Here is an 18,444-nt window from a genome sequence, read left to right as displayed (position 1 = left end):
GCCAGCCCCACGTTGCAAGTCTTGCGTTGCCCAGTGCCTGCATTACCGACAAACGCTCAGCCGCAGACCTAGGTGTTGCAGCTGGGAATGCAAGAGACCATCCTCCACCGACTCCACGCGCTAGACAGCGTGGACGCAAGCGCGGCGGGGCTTCATCGACGTCCCACGCTTCCCGACTCGTCTGCGAGCATAAGCTCGGGCAGCAATACCGGCTGACCGGTGGACATGTCGACCGGGCAGATACCGGCAGCTTCGTACCGGGCCCAACCGGTCAGGTGTTGTTGTGCGCTGAGCGCCGCGTGCTCGGCCCGCGTGACGACGCACGCGTGAGACGCCAGGAGCGTCCGGCGTGGGTCGGTGGTCGGGTCGAGGAGTGTTTGGACCAGAGCGGCCCGTTCGTGGACGTGCTCATGAGCGAGGAGCTTCGCGCTTGCGCTGTGGCCCAGGGTTGCCTGCAGCTCGATGGCGGCAGGAGTGCGGTACCGCAGTCGGTACTTGTTCGCGGGAGAGCCTCGTTCGCTCCAGAACCAGATCGCCTCGGAGACGAGCCGCTTCGGGTGTCGGGGGTGGAGCGTCTTGCATGTACGGGCAAACTCGACGAGGGCCACTGAGCTGGCCAACAGCCTCTGGTCCTCGGCGGGGTCTTCCTCCCAGACGACGTGCGCATAGTGCGATGTAGCGGTGACGACGTCGCCGTGGTCTGGGGTCTCGGGGTTCATTTTCTGCCTTCCTTGCAGGTGCCTCTGCTGTCCTCAGCGACCCCGATGTTCCCGAGCCGGTGAAGGGCGGCAACCAGGACGGGGTTGGGGTCCGCGTCGGGGAGCACGGCGCAGACATCGTGCAGCGCTGAGTCCAGTGGACGGCCGAGGAGCACGGCATATCGGGCGGCGACGGTTGGGGTGCGGCTGTGGGCGGCGACGCAGTGCAGGAGAACTGTCTCACCCTGTGCGCGCCATCGGAGGATAGTGCGTGCGGCGTCATCGATGACGTGCTCGAGGTTGGGGTTATCGGACGCCGTTGTGTCGAGGATGCGGAACTGGACGTGCTTACCTCGCAGGCGGGTGGGGAGCTGTTCGCGTCCGACGCGGCACAGGCTGACCACGGCGGTGACCTTCTGTGGGACATCGGTTAGGGTGCTGGCGCCGGACAAGTACACCTGGGGGTCGTGCGGGTGGACGGCGAGGGCATCGTGGCCGTTCCAGTGCCGGTAGTCGATGCCAAGGCACCCGGGCCAGCCGAGACTGTCAGGTCGGCCGCCGTTGACGGTGAGCAGCGCCATGTCGGTAAGGTCCGTGGCGGTCCGCCCGGGCCAGCCGTGGAGGATCGCGCGCCAGCGGGCCGGGACGGCGCTGGCTCCCCACCTGGCGCCCAACAGCGCTCCGGCGATGGAGGCCACCGTGTCGGTGTCGCCTCCGATGCGTACGGCGCGCTCGAGGGCGTCAGTAAGGTGGTGGCAGCCGAACGTGCCACGGCTTGGTGCGTTCGCGGGTACAGGGGTGTGGGTGATGGCCGACCATGCGGCCTGCAGAGCGGTGACGACGTAGCCGTTGTGTTCGAAGGACTCCGGCTCGCGCCGCTCCGCCTCGTCGGCGCGGGCGGTCCAGAAGTCGTGACTCTCCTGGGGCAGCGGCCGGATGCAGTCCGTGAGGTTGGGTATCTGGCCGGTGAGAACGGCGTGCCGGATGGCTAGGCACCACAGGGCGCAGGCCTGCTGGGCGCGCGGGTCGGCGTGGGTCAGCGCACTGACCCCCATCGCCGCTTCGACTAGGGCGACCGGATCACCCAGGTGTGCCAGCGCTACGGCGGAGGTTCGCATGAGGGAGCCGTTTCCGCTGGCCCGTCCGGTCCTCGCGTGCAGGGCCGCGGCCACGCGGGTCATCGTCTCGGCGGTGGCCTCGGCGCCCGCGGTGGCCAGCACGTGGCGGGTCTGGACACCGACATCGGGTGGGCCGCCGGCGAACCAATCGGCCAGTCCGCGGGCGATGTGGTCGAGGGCCCCAGGGGTACGCAGGTCTGCCCCGGTGGCCGCGGCGGCGGCCACCGCGTAGGTCTGGGAGGTGTCATCAGTCCACTCCCCGGGGGCGAAACCGCCCAAGCCGCCGCCGATCATCCCGACCCGGCGGTTCGGCCCAGGCAGGGCGGCGGTCCCGAACTCGTACCCGGCACCCAAGGCGTCCCCGCACGCGGCGCCGACTAGCACCCCGCAGGCGCGGTCCGTCTGGGCTGCGGTGAGCCCGGTGTTCGTCATGCGATCCTCGCGGCGTTCAGGGTGTGGCGCGGGTTGATGACGCTGAGGTGGACCAAGTGACGACGCCATGCGAGACCTGTGACCACGGCGTACTGGCTGCGCCCGTGCACCGTCGTGCCCGCGCCGGCCGGGGCCGTGGGTGCTGCGCTCACCAGGGTGGCCCGGTCGACGAACCGGAAGGCGCGGCGCGCGGGGGTGGGTTCAGGCCGTTGGTCCAGCGCGTCCAGGCCGGCGGCCCGGACGATCGAGCGGAATTGGTGGCGCAAGGTCGTGGGGCTGTCGAAGGCCTCGAGCATCACGGGTTGGCCCGAGATGCCGATCAGCACCCCGGTCTGGCCGGGCAGTGGCTCGATGCGGTCGACGAGCTCGTCGACGGCCTTGGTGGCCCGTACGGTGTGTTCGGTCAGGGACGAGGTCTCGTTGACGCCGAACTGGGCGTCGTACTCGGAAATGCGCTGCCACACCTCGTGCTGGGTCTGACTAGCCGGGGTGGACCCGCTGGTGTTGCGGACCCTCATGCTGGCCCGTCGCCCGCTCAACTGGTGCCGGTCGGTGCCGTTCCACCGGTGGGCCTCGACACACGCCACTTCGAGCGGAAGGCGGGTCCGTGCGGGCACCAGCACCGACCGGCACAGCATCCGGTTTTGCCATCCGCCCTCAAGGAGCTGACCCTCCAGGAACAGGACGGGGCGTTCGCCGCCGTTGAGTGCCATGAGCCGTTCCACCCTCGGCCCGTCCGTCAGCTCGCTGAGCATGACGGTGTCGGCGCAGAGGGTGTAAGCCTTGGGCCTGTCGTACTCACCCCAGATCGGGAAGACGCTCAACGCGCCGCGGGTGGTCCCACGTCCTACATGCAGTCGGTCCATCGACTCCTCCTTTGCTCATCACTGCGCTAACCATAGCGCAGTTTTGCACTATGGTGGCGGGCATGGGAAGAGTCGATGACCTCAGCATGTTCCGGGGTCCGAACGTGGCGGTGGACATCGCGGTTCTCACCGTGGTGCCAGCTCCGTTGTCAGGAACCGGCCTGTCTCAGCTCGCGGTACTTGTGGAGCAGCCGGACTTCGTCGCTGACGGGACGGTGCTGCCGGGACGCTTTCTTCGGGAGGGGCAGACGGTGGCGCAGGCCGTTGCGGATGCGCTGCATGTCAAGGCTGGCCTGGTTGGTTTGGACGTCTTACCCCGTCTGCTGCGCGTGTTCGACGACCCGGGGCGAGACCCCCGGGGCTGGACGTTGTCGCTGGGCCACGCCGTGAGTGTGGCGTTCGAACATCTGGAGGGTGCGCGGGGGCAGCTGGCGCACGTCGACGGGCAAGGAGCTGCCGACGCGGGGTCGCCCTTGCTCTTCGACCACGACGTCATCGTGCGTGAGGCCGCGGAGGGGATGCGTGCCCGCTACGAGCTGGAACCAGACCCCGATGGCCTGTTCGGCGTCGGCTTCACCTTGGCGGAGTTGCGGGACCTGCACGAGGGCGTCCTGGGCCAGCAGCTGCGAAAGGACACGTTCAACCGGCGGATGGTGGAGCAGCTCCGCCCTCAGACGCGGTCGGACGGCACCCCGGTCCTTCGCACCCGGGGAGGGCGGCCCGCTCAGGTGTATCTGCGCCAGCCGCGACCCGGGGTGCCACCGGCGAGCCGGCGGCGGCTCGTCCTGCCGCGCGAGACCAACTGAGGTCGCTACGTTGAGCCGGTGAACCCCACCCCCTCGCGTCACCGGACGGGCCATGTCTTCCTCGCACATTCGCGGCTCGAGTCCGTGGTCCATGACACGGCCGTCGTCCCCACCGACCATCGGTTCAGCGTCCGGCCCTACTGGCACCCGGTCATCGGGGTTCGCGGGCACCAAGCACGCCCCTCGGAATGGCCGGCTCCCTTCGCACGCAGCTCGGGGCAGGCCCCGGTGTGGTTCATCGATGTGGGCGACATCGCGATGGGTGGAACTGAGCTGCTCGCCCGCAGGACTGTCGCGCTGCTCCAGGCCATTCGGGACAGTGACATCACCATCGGCCGGGGCCGCGCCAAGCTGCGCGTCGCCATGCCCATCCTCAGCATCGCCGGCGGGGGGATGGGCTCCGGTCAGGGAAGCGTCCTGGCCAGTCTCCTCGCCGCTCTCACCGAGGCCGCCAGACGCCTCGACCTCGACGTCGTCCTCGTGACCCCCAGCACTTCTGCCTTCAGCGCGGCCCAGCACGTCAGGCGGAAGCTCTCACCGTGGCCGCTGAACAAGAGACTCCTCGACCGCGCACGCCAAGTCGGTGAGCTGGCCCACCAAGGGCACCTGGCCCTCTTCCTCGGGGCCGGGGTGAGCGTTCCCGCGGGCCTGCCCACGTGGACCCAGCTCCTCGACACCCTCGCCGTCAAGGCCGGCCTCCGACCCTGCGACCTTGGCGCCCTGCCCGTACTGGATCAGGCCCAGTTGCTGTCACTCCGCATGCCGACCACTCTTGGCCACGAGGTTGCCACGATCGCCTCCCGCGCCAAGAGGCCATCCCTGGCCCACGCACTACTAGCCGGGCTCGGCTGCCGTGAAGCGATCACCACGAACTACGACACGCTCTACGAGACCGCGGCCGCAGCCACCGGCCAACCGATCAGCAGCGTCCTACCCTGGCACGACACCACGCCGTCACAGCCTTGGATCCTCAAGATGCACGGCGACGTCCGCCGACCTGAGACGATCGTCCTGACTCGCCGCCACTTCGTGCGGTACGACGCCGAAGCACGACCGTCCGGCTCGATGCTGCAAGCGCTGCTGTTGACCCGGCACCTGCTGTTCGTGGGAGCATCGCTGAACGACGACAACGTCTCCCGGCTCGTGCACGAGGTGGACCAGTTCCGCCGCAGCCATGGGCGCACCAGCACGATCGGAACGTTCCTGGACGTCGACGGCACACCCGCCAGACAGGAGCTGTGGAGCGACCAGCTGCGCTGGATCGCGCTGCCCGGGGCCACCGTCGAGGAGCGGGCCCGCATGATGGAAGTGTTCCTGGACGCCGTCGGTGCCCACGCGACCGCAGACTCCTCATGGCTGCTCGACGAGAGATTCAGCGGCTTGCTCTCCGAGGACGGCCGGTCGCTCGCTGGCGAGGCCCGCGCCCTGCACGCTCGTGCAGCGAAGCTCGGAGCCCCTTTTGACCCGCTTGTAGCGGCCTTGAGCCACTTGGGCGCAGACGTCGTCGCACCGCCGAAAATGCCTTGGTGAGCTTCTCCCGAAGTCGGCGTGCTCCGGTCTGTGCGCTGCCCTCGCTCGGAGATGGAGGGCCAACGGTGAGCTGGGCCCGGGATCAGTGCCCGCCGTGGACCGTCAATCCTCGCGACTGAAGTACGGCTGCTACGTACGCTTCCGCAGCTTGAGCCGCCTCACGGGTGGTCAACGGCTCGAGGGGTGGCACTAGGTCTGCGCGCAGTTCACCCACGGACCGTCCGCGACGTTTGAAGATCCGCCCGCGACGCACTCCGTCGATGTGCTGTTGCCGTCGGTGATCTCCGCCGTGCCACGTCTGACCGACGTAGTACTCGCCTTCGCCGCCGCCCAGGACCTCGAGGACGTACACGCTGTACTGCTTGGGGGCAGCGAACTCTGTCGTCTTGTATCGCGTCATATGATGTCTTACTCCGTCTCAGTGGGAAGGTGCATCCGCCCGCGGGCGAACGCATCGAGAATGCGTCGGTGTGTCTGGCGGGGGAGCTGCCTGGTGCCTGGTTCGCCGAGCGGCGTTCCGGGCCTAGCTGACGCCGTCGCCAAGAGGTCATCGAGTCCGGCCCGGCTCACGAGCAACAGTCCGTGCGTCGCCCGCGTGCACGTCACCGCCAACCGCCCGAACGCGGAGTTGAAGACGTCCAACGTCGAGGCGCCTGACAACGGATGGACAGCCACAGTCAGGACGTTGGTCTGCCCCTGCCACGAGTCGACTGTCGAGGCGACCATCCAGCCCTCCGGCAACGAGTGCTTCTCCGTGAGCCGTCGGACAAGGTCCTGCGCGTCGTCCACGGCCTGGTTTCGCGTGGCCAGCACGGCAATGACCGTTCGGTCGGTGATCTCGCCGGCTGGCAGTGTGAACACGTCGCTGGGGAGCCCGTGGGCGTCGTAGTCGGTGGACTTGACGGAGAACCCGCACCCGATCAGGCGGTCCAGCAGCGACTCCACGGCTGACAGCAACGGAAGGTCGACGTCAGGCGCCTCGGCATCGGGCAGGCCCTCAACCTCCACGAGGGTCGCGACTCCCGTCCCGACCTGGTTCCACAGTGCCCCCGCGACACCATCCACCCCGTCGAGGACTAGTTCGCGGTCGCCCGGACCCGCGACACAGTTGAGGTCATCCCACTCGGCATAGAAGGCACGCCAGACCGGCAGCTGCGCAGCAGTCGGGCGCCACACCGCAGGCATCTCCATCGCCCAAGTCTTAACGTCCTCGTCATAGGCCGTGGGCCACGCGCGATACGGGTTGTAGCCCGGGTCTCCCCGCCACGGGTTCTGTGACGGGTCGAGTGGCGGCAGCTGCCCCACGTCGCCCACCCCCACGTCGATCGGGGCGAGCCGGTCGATCGTGCGATAGCGGTGGAGCGGCAGCTGCCAAGCCTCGTCCACGAACAGCACGTCAAACAACCGTTCGCCGTTGGACGCATCTCCCAGGAGTGCTCGGAGGTAGCGGGCGATCCCCGCGAGCTTGTGGGTCGTCCCCAACAGCACCTGAGCATCGGGAGGACAGTCCTTGTAGGACACGACCACGGTCGCAGCTTCGAGGGTGGCCGGGGGCACGTCCTTGAGCCGGTCCTCCGCGACAAGGAGGCAGACCTTCTCCTTGCCGAGCATCTTGCCGATCTCGAGAGCGAGGGGAAAGACCTGCTTGTTGGCGAACGCCGTCACCCCGACCCGGGAGCATTCGGGTGCGGTGAGCGCGTCATCGACCATCCGCCGGAGCGCGTAGGACTTGCCCGCGCCGGCGGCTGCCTTGAGCAGGATCCGCTCGTAGTCGGCATCACCACACAGGGAATCACGCAGCGCCGCGATCGCCTGGCTTGTGACGTCGACGTTGCCGATCGCCGCCTCGCCATGGTGCTTGCTCGGCGCAAGGACGACGCTTGGCTCGGTGAAGTGGAAGTCGATCATCAGGTCAGTCCAGGTCGTCCGAGGTCAGGCCGTCTGCAGCAGTGCCGGAGACGGACGCGTCGCCGTCCGCCGTCGCCGTGCCCGCTGCCGCGGTGTCGAACTGGTCCAGATCGAGCAGTGGTGGCCACGCCTGCGGGTTGAGCTCCCCGCGGGCCCGCCGCTCGGCCAGGACGTCGGAGTACTCGGCCTCGCCGTCCTCGTGCGAGCGGCAACACCACGTGTGCTCCTCCGGCGACGCGGCATAGGAGCCGTCGTGGCACTCCTTGCGAGGGGCGTTCTGGGTGTCCGGACCCGGCCGCGCCACCCCTATTTCATGACGCGACGTGAGCGGCTTGCCGAACCACCGCGCGTCGGCCACGACCAGCCGTGAGCCCAAAACGACGTCCGGGGGGAGCTTGGGCAGCCACACGAAGGACCCGTCCACTGCCGTGTCATCGTCTTCCTCCAGAGGCCCGACGCTCAGCTGCCCGAACTTGAAGCTTCCCTTCTGAATCTTGAGCGTCGTCAACGGGGACTCGACAGCCAGGGCGTCGCCGTTCTGCAGGAGCACAACCATGGTCTGGTCCCCGAACCGCCGGGACTCGACCTTCAACCTCAGTGGCGACACCGACGTGACCGTGGCGAAGGCAACCTCCCGCGTTCCGGCGTTGAGCGCCAACCCGCGCAATGTGTGCGGGTTCCCCAGCGCGCCCAGTTGGGTCGCGCACTTGGCGTCGGCGTCGATCGCCTCCACCTGGCTGTTGCGCCACCACGGCGGGACCCGTCCGAACCTCACGAGGTCCGAGGCGTGGAGGTCGAGGCGACGTCGCCACACAACCTGCGCGTCCGCCTCGAGGGCCTGGTGAACCGGCCGCAGTGTTGAGTCGGGAAGGCCGTCGAGCACCGCGCGAGCGTTGTCGACGACCTCCGCCTTGTAGGCGAGCTCCTCACGCACCAGTTCGTGGTATGCCGGGTCGCCCGGTCTGCGGGCCGCCTTGTGGATCGCGTCCGACCGGTTGTTGGACAGGCGCGCCCCGGGCGTGTGCGGGCTCGTCGCGATGGCGTCGCTGACGTCCCGATGAGCGATCGGCGTGGTCGCCTGCGCCCAGGTTACGAGGTAGTCGAGGCGACCTGTGTCGTTCAACGGACCGCCAGCCACGAAGTGGCGCCTGATGACCCCGCGCAGATCGACCAGGGGCCACCGCAACGTCATCGCGCGGGCTCGGTCCTGGTCCAGGAGATACGAGACGGCGAGTCGTTGCGCATCGCTGAGGGCCCCGGGGACGGTGGCCGGCTCGCCACCCCACGTCAGGGGCTTGCGGCCCTGCTCGAGGTCGCGCTGCCACCGGAGCCGGCTGATCTCCACGCCCGCCAACGAGTCCGCGATGGAGACGAGCAGGTCTCCAGTGGCCGCGTCGGGGACAACGACGTGGACGGGCGCTGCGGTGCCGTCCTCGTCTAGAGCCGCCTCGAGCATGGTCGCTTCGATGGCCTCGCCCAGGACTGACATCAAAGCGAGTCGAGTCGCTGGTGCCTGTGGGTTGTCGAAGACGTGGAAGGTCCACGATCCAGGACCGGACCCGCTGGTTCGCTGCACCCCGACTCCATGGACGCCCAACGCGGCCGCGTCCGACTTGGCGAGGACGACATAGACGGTGCCCGGCAGCCCGACGGGGTCGGTCCTTCGTTGGCCGGTCGCCCCGGCAACACCGTCGATGGTGGCCGTGACGGTGGCGACGAGCGACTCCGGAGCGTCTTTGACGACGCCGGTGCCGTCGACCAATCCGATCACAGACGGACGCTGCTCGGGCCGCACGCCGATCTCGACGAGCAGCGACGCCGGGTCAGCGGAACTGCGGACCTTGTCGCGGCAGTAGTTGTGCATCGCGCACGCAACGCACGTTCCGGGGTCGAAAGTGAGCTGAAGGTGTTCGACAAAGCCACTGACCTCGGTCGAGTCCACCGGCCACGAGGCCCCCGGCTCGTCCATCAGGCGGGCTCGTTCCTCGGCGCGTTCCATCACTTCGAGTCGGTGGTCATCGAGGCTCTCGACGACGGCCTCCGGCTGGAGGAAGGAGTTGCGCGGGACGGCAAGCGCACCCCATCGGTGGACGAGCATTCCTTTGGGGAGCTTCGTCCAAGCGGCGGCTGCCTCTGCGCCCAGGGCCACCTGGAGGAAGCCCTTGAGCATCCGCGGGTCGTCGATGCGGGAGCGCACGCGCTCGTAGTCCTTGGCGTCTCCCATGATGAGCCAGCTCCCGATGACCGGGGCAGAGTGGTCGGCCTCCACCGCTCCTCCGTCGTCACTTCGGCGTGGCGCGACCACAGCGAAATCGGGCTTCACGGGTGTGGCGGACGTGTGCGTCTCCAAACCGGGAAAGGGCAGAGCCAGTGCGGTGACCATCGTCGCCTCGCCCTGGTGCACGGCCTTGAGGTGCGCCTGGGCCAGGGCCGTTGCGGTGGTCGCAGGCACGACCTTGCCGTCGCCTCGCCTCACGCCGACCGGCCGGTTAAGCCGCAGCCGACCCACCGTGGTCGTGAGCAGCTCGGAGACGAACTTCTCGTCGCGGATGAGCCGCTCGAAGACCATGGCGCGCATGAACCGCGCCTCGGGGATTCCAGCAGAGGTGTCAGGGTGCCCCAACTCGGCAGCGAGCGTCCGCCGGCTCTTGCCGGTGAGCATCGGGTCCGTCCGACGGAACCGTTCACAGGCGGCATGGGTCGACGCCGCCACGGCGCTGCTGCCGCCCCCCGTTGCAAGATTTCCCACCGTCCGCACCATAGGCCCGATCGCTACCCCTGTCAGCAGAACACCGCAGGCAGACGTGGCCCCGTTGAGGTTCCGAGAAGTCGAGCGAGGGCCAAAGGGGCTAGGTAGGGTGCGCCATGTGACCCAGGGGAAGACCGCAAACACCAGCGTGCTCGAGTCGGAATTCGACTACCTGCTCGGCAAACTCGACGAAATCTGGAATGCGTACGGAGCCGACAACGTCGGCAAGGGCACTGCGTTCGAGCGGCTCATGGCCAGCTATCTGCGCACCGCGCCGGAGTATGCCGACCGTTTCGACGAGGTTTACCTCTGGGACGAGTGGCCGGACAAGGGCAAGCAGCACGACCACGGCATCGACATCGTCGCCCGCGACGTCCACACCGGCGGGTGGTGCGCGATCCAGTGCAAGTTCTACGACCCGCAGCACCACATCGCCAAGGGAGACATCGACTCGTTCATCGCGGCCTCTGCCAAACCCCAGTACACCGGTCGGATCATGTTCTCCACCGCCAAGGACTGGGGTCCAACGGCCGAGAAGCAGCTCGACGGCCTGACCGTCCCCATAGTCCGCATCGGCATCTCCGACCTGCTCGAGTCCAAGGTCGACTGGTCACTCATCGACTGGCAGGCACCCCAGCAGTTCCTCCCCACTACGGGCAGGAAGACGCTGCGGCCTCACCAGCTCAAGGCCAAGACGGACGTCCTCGAAGGCCTCGCCACTTCCGAACGGGGCCAGCTCGTCATGGCCTGCGGCACCGGCAAGACCTTCACGAGCCTCAAGATCGCGGAGCAGTTCGCCACCGACCACAAGGCGCAGGCCACCACGGTCCTCTTCCTTGTCCCGAGCATCCAGCTGCTCAACCAGACCCTGCGCGAGTGGAAGCAGGAGTCGGAGATCCCGTTCCGTGCATTCGCGGTCTGCTCCGACACCAAGGTCGGCAAGCGCACCGACACAGAGGACCTCGGCCTGGCCGACCTCATCTACCCAGCCACGACGGACACCTTGGCTCTCGCGAGGCAAGTCAAAGAACGGCACGACGACGACCAGTTCACTGTCGTCTTTTCGACCTACCAGTCGATCGACGTTGTGGCCCAAGCCCAGGACGATGGCCTTCCCGAGTTCGACCTCATCATCTGCGACGAGGCCCACCGCACCACCGGAGTCACGCTGACAGGTGAGGACGAGTCCACCTTCGTTCGTGTCCACAACAACGCGTTCATCAAGGGCGCAAAGCGCCTCTACATGACCGCAACGCCGCGGCTGTTCAACCCCGAGACCAAGGACAAGGCTGACGACAACAAGGCCGTCCTCGCCTCGATGGACGACCCAGCCGTCTACGGGGAGGTGCTTCACCGCCTCGGCTTCGGTCAGGCCGTCGAGCAGGACCTCCTCACGGACTACAAGGTGATCGTCCTCAAGGTCGACGAGAGCTTCGTCGCCGAGTCCTTCCAGCAGGAGCTCGCCTCGTCGGGCGAGATCAAACTGGAAGACGCCGCCAAGCTCATCGGGTGCTGGAACGGTCTGGCCAAGCGGTTCGGCGGCGTTGTCGACGAGGACCTCGGCGAAAATCTTGCGCCGATGCGAACCGCCGTCGCGTTCGCCGGCAACATCAGGTCCTCCAAGGCGGCCACCGAAGCGTTCCCCAGCATCGTCGACCGACTCATCGCCACGTATGCCGAGGACAACGCCGTGTCACTGCAGGGGAACAGCCTCCAGGTCGCGATCCGTCACGTCGACGGAACGATGAACGCGCTCGAGCGTGGGCAGGACCTGCAGTGGCTCAAGGCCGGCAGTGAGACCGACGACAACGTATGCCGTGTGCTCACCAACGTGAAGTGCCTCAGCGAGGGCGTGGACGTGCCTGCGCTCGACGCGGTGGTGTTCCTTAGTCCTCGCGCGTCGCAGGTCGATATCGTTCAGTCCGTCGGGCGGGTAATGCGCAAGGACCCGACCGGCCGCAAGAAGCTGGGCTACATCATCCTGCCCGTAGTCGTCCCCGCCGGGATGCCACCGGAGGAGGCTCTTGCTGACAACAAGCGGTTCCAGGCGGTGTGGCAGGTCCTCCAGGCGCTTCGCGCGCACGACGACCGCTTCAATGCGATGGTCAACAAGCTCGACCTCAACAACAAGAAGGACAGCCGGGTCCGGATCTTCGACACCACGAGGCCAATACTTCGCGACGAGGAGGACTCAACCCAGCTCGCGTTGCCGTTCGGCATCGAGGAGTGGCGTGACGCGATCTACGCGCGGATCGTCAAGAAGGTCGGGGAGCGCCGTTACTGGGAGACCTGGGCCAAAGACGTCGCCGACATCGCCCAGCAGCACATCGTCCGGATTACCGCGCTGCTCGCCGACAAGGACTCGAAGGCAACGCAGGAGTTCGACGCCTTCCTTCACGGCCTGCGTGGCAACCTCAACGACGGCATCACCCAGAGCGACGCGATCGAGATGCTTGCCCAGCACCTCATCACCCGGCCCGTGTTCGATGCCCTCTTCGGCGGCTACGACTTCGCCGCCAACAACCCGGTCGCGCAGACGATGGAGCGGATGCTCGCCCTACTCGACGAACACTCCCTCGACACCGAGAACTCGGGACTCGAGAAGTTCTACAACTCGGTCCGCTCCCGAGTGGAAGGCGTCGACAACGCAGAAGGTCGGCAGAAGATCATCATTGAGCTTTACGACAAGTTCTTCGCGACCGCGTTCAAAAAGACCGTTGACAAGCTCGGAATCGTCTACACCCCCATCGAAATCGTCGACTTCATCCTCAACTCCGCTGATGAGGTCCTTCGGAAGCACTTCGGGCAGGGCCTCACCGACGAGGGCGTTCACGTCTTGGACGGATTTACGGGCACCGGCACCTTCATGGTCCGGCTGCTTCAGTCCGGACTCATCAAACCCGAGGATTTGGCCCGCAAGTACGCGAACGAACTGCACGCCAACGAGATCCTGCTCCTCGCGTACTACATCGCCGCAGTGAACATCGAGACCACCTACCAGGACCTCGTCCGCGGAACGTTGGAGGACGAGCGGGCCTACGAGCCGTTCCCCGGGCTCATCCTCACCGACACCTTCCAGTCCTGGGAGGACGACGACCGACCTGACCTCGAGGTCTTCCCCGAGAACAACGAACGCCTCGACAAGCTCAAGGCCCTCGACATCCAAGTGATCTTGGGCAACCCGCCATATTCGGCGGGACAGGACAGCGCGAACGACGCAAACGCCAACGAGAAATACCCCGCACTTGACGCCGCCATCCGCGACACCTACGCGGCGCGATCGACCGCGACGAACAAGAATTCGCTCTACGACTCCTACATCCGGGCGATCAAGTGGGCGAGCGTGCGGATCGCGGACCGGGGTGTCGTCGCCTTCGTCACCAACGGTGGCTGGCTGGACTCCAACACCGCCGACGGTATGCGCTTGACCCTCGCGGAGGAGTTCAGCGATATACACGTCTACAACCTGCGCGGCAATCAGAGAACGGCTGGCGAGCAGTCACGCAAGGAGGGCGGCAAAGTCTTCGACGCCGGCTCACGCGCCACCGTCGCCATCACCGTCCTCGTTAAGGACCCCCACTACACCGGGTCAACCCGGATCCACTACACCGACATCGGCGACTACCTCACCCGCGAGGAGAAACTGGCCAAGGTGGCGGCCGCGGGAGGCGTGACGAGACTTGAAACCCACTCGCTGACCTCTAACGAGCACGGCGACTGGCTCAACCATCGCCGCGACGACTTCAGTTCCTTCATTCCCCTTTCTCCATCGAAGTTGGGCTCGGTTTTCGGCGGATCGTCGGGAGGTGTGAAGACCAACCGTGATGCGTGGTGCTTCAACTTCGATTCCACCCAGCTGGGCGCCAACATCGAAAGGTTGATCGACACCTATGAGAGTGAGCGAAACCAGGGCCGCAGCTCTGATGTCGCGACAAGCGATCCGAAGCTCATCTCATGGAGCGGCGGGCTAGCGTCTGCTTTGGACCGCGGGATCGTGGCTCATTTCAGCAGGGAGTCGATTCGAAGTGTCTCGTACCGGCCGTTCACGCGAATGTCGCTTTACTTCGACCGCCTGCTAAATGAGCGGCGATATCGACTGCTCGACCTTTTTCCTACAGAATCAAACGAGAACTTCGGCTTCTACCTGCCGAACCCTGGCAGTTCCGCCCCCCCCTTCATGGTCTTGGCATTCGACCGCGTTGTCGATATGGGGGGCGCGGGAATCAGCGCCATTAGCCTGTTCCCTCGATGGCGGTACCAGCCGGCCGATGTGGACGGTTCGCTGTTCGACGCCACCGAGGTTGAGGCCGATCATGGGGATCGGCGGATCGACAACGTCACGGATGTTGCCCTGGAACAGTTCCAGGCCGCGTACGGGGGGGCGGTCACTAAGGACGACATCTTCTACTACGTGTACGGGCTGCTTCACTCGCCGGAGTACCGCGAGACGTACGCCGCCGACCTCAAGAAGATGCTGCCACGCATCCCGCTCGTCTCCGACCCGTGGCCTTTTATCAAGGCCGGTCGCGACTTGTTCGAGCTTCACCTCGGCTACGAGTCGGTCGTGCCTTACCCGCTCGACGGACTTCCGGACGACGACGGCGATACGAGCGACACGGCATTCGAACGCTTCAGGGTCGTCAAGATGGCGTTCGGCAAGAAACGCGACCCCGAGACGAACAAACTCGTCGCCGACAAGTCGACGGTCGTCTACAACTCTGCGATCACGCTGAGTGGGATTCCCGAGGAAGCGCACCGCTACATGCTGGGGTCGCGCTCCGCGATCGAGTGGATCATCGACCGGTATCAAGTGAAGACCGACAAGGCCTCGGGCATCGTCAACGACCCGAACGACTGGTCACGCGAGGTGTCCGACCCGCGCTACATCATCGACCTGCTGGCCCGGATCGTCACGGTCAGCTTGGAGACCATGGCCATCGTCGACGCGCTTCCTGGGCTCGACATCCTCGATAACCAAAACCCGGGAAAGACTGACCGATGAGCGAGGGCCTGCCAGTGTCAGACCCGGACAAGGGCCAGCCGGACTTCGTCAAGGACCTGGTCGCAGCGGGTGCGAGGGCGCCGGAGGTTCTCGCCCGCCGGGTGGTGGGCAGTCACGCTGACCAGATCCACAAGGAAGCTCTGGCGCATCGCGCCCACCCTGAGTTCGACGTTGAGCACCACGTCGAACGTCTCGTCAAGAGCCAACTGATCTTGGTGCGCAGCGAAGGCGCAGGTGCAGGTCTCGCAACCACCTTGGCCGGAATCGGAGGTACAGCCACAGCGGGACCTCCTGGTGCACTTGCGGCGACCGGTGTCGCGATCGTGGCGGACCTCGCTGCACTGAGCTGGATACAGATGCGACTGACGCTGATGATCGCGGCGGCCTATGGTCATGATCCACGGGATGCCACCGTGAGGATGAAGGAAGTGCTCGCTCTGCACAACCTCGAAACCGCTGGCAGCAAGAAGCTGACGGACTCGGCTCAAAAGGGCGCACAGCGGGTGGCCAAGCGTCTTCTGGAACGACACCTGAGGGGTCCCCTTCTCCAGACGATCACAGCGATGTTCAGGGTTGTGGGCATCAAGTTCTCGCGAGCCGCCCTGATCCGAGGGCTGCCCTTCCTGAACGTGCCCATCAACGCCGCGATCGCCGACGTCACCACGCGGCGCACTTCCACGCGAGCAAGAAAGTACTACCGCTCGCTTCCTGTCACGATCGCGCTCACGACGGAGCCCGACGAGAGGATGCCCTGATGGGTCTTGGTAGCGAGTCGCTGATCACCGAGGTGCGTGATCTGCTCGGTGGGAGGCTGGTCATCCCGTCGATCCAACGAGGCTACGTATGGCAGCGGCCGCAGGTCCCTCATCTGTTGGACTCGCTGTACCGCGGCTATCCAGTGGGCTCGCTGTTGTTGTGGAAGACCACGATGGAGGTTCCACTTCGCCAGGCATCCGTGCTGCAGGAGGCACAACATCAACTGCATCCCGCCATCCTGCTGGACGGACAGCAGCGGTTGACGAGCCTTGCCAAGGTGTTTGCCCCTGAGAAGATCGTCGGCGGACCGCTCGACGTCAGGTTTGACATCGACTCCCAGACATTCTTGAACCCCAGCGGGGCTCAGAAGAGCCCACGGCTGGTGCGTGTCACAGCCTTAATGGCAGATGACGCCCAGTTCAGTTCGATCCTGCGTGATGCAGGAGTCACACCGTCGGATCCCGACTACGACGAGATCTACAGCCGAGCACGTCGGGTCCACGCCATCCGCGACTACAGGATCCCCGTCATCACGGTCGAGTCCGACGACTACGAAGAAGTGGCGGAGATCTTCGCCCGCGTCAACCAAGGTGGCCGACGCCTGTCCAAGGGCGATCTGGTGTACTCGGCGATCGGGGCGCGGTGGCCGGAGGGGCTCGACACCATCGACGCCTTCAACGCCGACCTCGCCTCCGAGCGGTTCGCGCTGGATCGCGAGGCGGTGCTAAGACTCATGGGCTTGTTGGCGGGGTCCGGAGCGCACGCCATCAAGCTCATCAACAAGTCCATGAGCGGCACTGATCTCAAGAGTGCTTGGGCCGAGACCGAGAGGGCGCTCAAGCTGGGTATCGACTTCCTCAAGGGCGAGTGCGGCATACCCCGTGCAGCGGTGCTGACGAGTCCGAACGTCGTTGTGACGCCAAGTCTGTTTCTCTACCGACGCGGCAGCTCGATCAGTGCTCACGACATCGACAGCCTCCGCCGCTGGGTGTACACGGCCATGGCCTTCAGCCACTACTCGAACCAGGTGGAAGGCAAACTCGACATCGAGGCACGGCTTATCCGGGAGCAGACCGGCGAGGCCCTCTGGGACGAACTCCTTCGGCGAGCCTCCGGCGCCCGTCCGGTCGGAGCAAAAATCGAAGGCACCGAACTCGCATCCCGCACCTACTCCTCCTCGTGGTTCAACCTGCTCTACATCGCCGCGCTGAGGCGGCAGGCCAAGGACTGGCACTCGCACCAAGCCTTGGCGGCGGCGCCGATGACGTCCTCATCAAAAATTGAGTACCACCACGTGTTCCCCAAGGCCCGGGTGGAGAAGGACCACGGCCGGGCCGTGACCAACAACATCGCCAACCTTGCCTTCATCTCGGGCGCCACCAATCGCAAGATTTCCGCCGCGCTCCCGGTGGACTATCTGGCCAAGGTTCCGGTGGAACACCTGGCGGACCAGTGGGTGCCCAGCGATCCCAGATTGTGGGCCCTCGAGGCCTTTCCGCAGTTCCTCGCTGCACGGCAGGAGCTGCTGGCGAAGGCTCTCAACGACCTGCTGGGGCTTACGGAAACGCGAGCGGCCGGCGACGAACCTGCTGACGACGAGCTCTACCTCGAGGATGACGATGTTGAGTTCGATCGGCCTGCCGGGACCGGAAGGCGACCTGGCGGTGCCATCGCTGCCCATATTGCTCAGTGCTTCGCGGGGCGCTCAGCCGACCTTGAGCTCACCGTGCAAGAGATCAAGGCAATGCCGTCGGACGACTACGATTCCGGAGAGGTGAGCGCCGGCGCTCTGTCGGCTGCCCTGGATGCGGGCCGCGTGCCGGGCTTCACGTGGGTCCCGGGATCGTCGCCGCGACGCGTCCGCCAGGCGTAGCTTCGGCAGACACCGTCGCTCGACGTCTCGTTGATGGAAACCCGAACGACGGGCCCTGCTGAACGAGCCCGGATGCAGCTTGCTTGTGGCAGTCGACCGGGAAAGACCGGGAGTCCCTAGCCGGTCGTCACTGGAAGAGGCGATATCGACCGTCCGCGACGCGAGTGAGGTCGCCATACGTCACTGCGTGGTTGTTGGGGGCGTTGGCGCACATCCTGGATGTGACGTGTGTGCGAATCGTCGATTCCGTATATGAGGTTCCGGCCGATTTGAGGGCACTGACGACCTCGTCGGGAGTGAACGTGCCATCGGGGGAGGCAGCCGCCAACCTCCGGGCCGTACGCAGCACCTCGTCGCGTGCAGTCAAGTTGCAACCCTCCACCCACGTTGTGTTCGGGCTACCGACCAACGAGCTGGCCACGATTCTCAGTCCAGCATATTTCAGTGCACAGCGCTTGTGACCTGCACGTCTGTCCCGCATGAGCGCACAGCGCTCAGCCGTTCCTAGTGCGCGACTACCTCGACTGAGCGAGCCGCACCGACACGACGCCGTATGCCGTGTGCCCACCAGAGCACACGGCATACGTGCGTTCTGAGGCACCTGACCCGCCACCTACTGCACTGGAAGCGGTGCGGTCACGCAGGTGGATTCAAGCGGTGAAGGAAACACCGGGGTTGTCGTGCTCGGACAGTAGCTTGTCGAGGA

General features: G+C 66.0%; 11 protein-coding genes. 5 read left to right on the top strand and 6 right to left on the bottom strand.

The window, feature by feature from the left end; all coding sequences use genetic code 11:
- Positions 1-152: 152 nt before the first annotated feature.
- From ACOJV9_RS16430 to ACOJV9_RS16420, 3 genes are read right to left on the bottom strand one after another with little or no spacing between them, the layout of a single operon-like run.
- A complete protein-coding gene (locus tag ACOJV9_RS16430) occupies positions 153-719 on the bottom strand; it encodes a hypothetical protein (RefSeq protein ID WP_420186314.1) in 567 nt (188 codons plus the stop codon).
- A complete protein-coding gene (locus tag ACOJV9_RS16425; RefSeq protein ID WP_420186313.1) occupies positions 716-2,248 on the bottom strand; it encodes an ADP-ribosylglycohydrolase family protein in 1,533 nt (510 codons plus the stop codon). Before ACOJV9_RS16425 ends, ACOJV9_RS16430 begins: the two co-directional genes overlap by 4 nt.
- Positions 2,245-3,114, bottom strand: coding sequence for an ARPP-1 family domain-containing protein (locus ACOJV9_RS16420; protein ID WP_420186312.1), 870 nt, complete (start codon positions 3,112-3,114; stop codon positions 2,245-2,247). The genes ACOJV9_RS16425 and ACOJV9_RS16420 overlap by 4 nt, the downstream gene beginning before the upstream one ends.
- Positions 3,115-3,176: 62 nt before the next feature.
- On the opposite strand from ACOJV9_RS16420, the gene ACOJV9_RS16415 reads away from it, so the two are divergent.
- Positions 3,177-3,920: an NUDIX hydrolase gene (locus ACOJV9_RS16415; RefSeq protein WP_420186311.1), complete on the top strand. Its 744-nt coding sequence runs from the start codon at positions 3,177-3,179 to the stop codon at positions 3,918-3,920.
- Between the two features lie 243 nt (positions 3,921-4,163).
- Positions 4,164-5,450 (top strand): SIR2 family protein, encoded by a 1,287-nt coding sequence (locus tag ACOJV9_RS16410; protein WP_420186310.1) that lies wholly within the window; start codon positions 4,164-4,166, stop codon positions 5,448-5,450.
- Between the two features lie 408 nt (positions 5,451-5,858).
- On the opposite strand, the gene ACOJV9_RS16405 is transcribed toward ACOJV9_RS16410, so the two are convergent.
- A complete protein-coding gene (locus ACOJV9_RS16405) occupies positions 5,859-7,358 on the bottom strand; it encodes a P-loop NTPase family protein (RefSeq protein WP_420186309.1) in 1,500 nt (499 codons plus the stop codon).
- Positions 7,359-7,362: 4 nt separating this feature from the next.
- Positions 7,363-9,936, bottom strand: coding sequence for a hypothetical protein (locus tag ACOJV9_RS16400; RefSeq protein ID WP_420186308.1), 2,574 nt, complete (start codon positions 9,934-9,936; stop codon positions 7,363-7,365).
- Here ACOJV9_RS16400 and ACOJV9_RS16395 point away from each other — a divergent pair.
- Genes ACOJV9_RS16395 through ACOJV9_RS16385 form a run of 3 tightly spaced genes read left to right on the top strand, consistent with a single transcriptional unit; the run spans position 9,935 to position 17,738 of the window.
- Entirely contained in the window at positions 9,935-15,109 is a 5,175-nt protein-coding gene (locus ACOJV9_RS16395) for a DEAD/DEAH box helicase (RefSeq protein ID WP_420186307.1), read from the top strand. The genes ACOJV9_RS16400 and ACOJV9_RS16395 overlap by 2 nt on opposite strands.
- Positions 15,106-15,864, top strand: a complete 759-nt coding sequence (locus ACOJV9_RS16390) for a hypothetical protein (RefSeq protein ID WP_420186306.1) — start codon at positions 15,106-15,108, stop codon at positions 15,862-15,864. The genes ACOJV9_RS16395 and ACOJV9_RS16390 overlap by 4 nt, the downstream gene beginning before the upstream one ends.
- On the top strand, positions 15,864-17,738 hold the full coding sequence (locus tag ACOJV9_RS16385) for a GmrSD restriction endonuclease domain-containing protein (RefSeq protein WP_420186305.1): 1,875 nt from the start codon (positions 15,864-15,866) through the stop codon (positions 17,736-17,738). The genes ACOJV9_RS16390 and ACOJV9_RS16385 overlap by 1 nt, the downstream gene beginning before the upstream one ends.
- 127 nt (positions 17,739-17,865) lie before the next feature.
- Here the strand turns inward: ACOJV9_RS16385 and ACOJV9_RS16380 are convergent, their stop codons facing one another.
- On the bottom strand, positions 17,866-18,219 hold the full coding sequence (locus ACOJV9_RS16380; RefSeq protein WP_420186304.1) for a DUF7669 domain-containing protein: 354 nt from the start codon (positions 18,217-18,219) through the stop codon (positions 17,866-17,868).
- Positions 18,220-18,444: the final 225 nt, after the last annotated feature.

It is taken from the genome of Knoellia terrae (genome assembly GCF_048606435.1).
GTDB lineage: Bacteria > Actinomycetota > Actinomycetes > Actinomycetales > Dermatophilaceae > Knoellia > Knoellia terrae.
The sequence above is the reverse complement of the archived record's forward strand: the minus strand, read 5'-3'. Positions and strand labels throughout refer to the sequence as shown.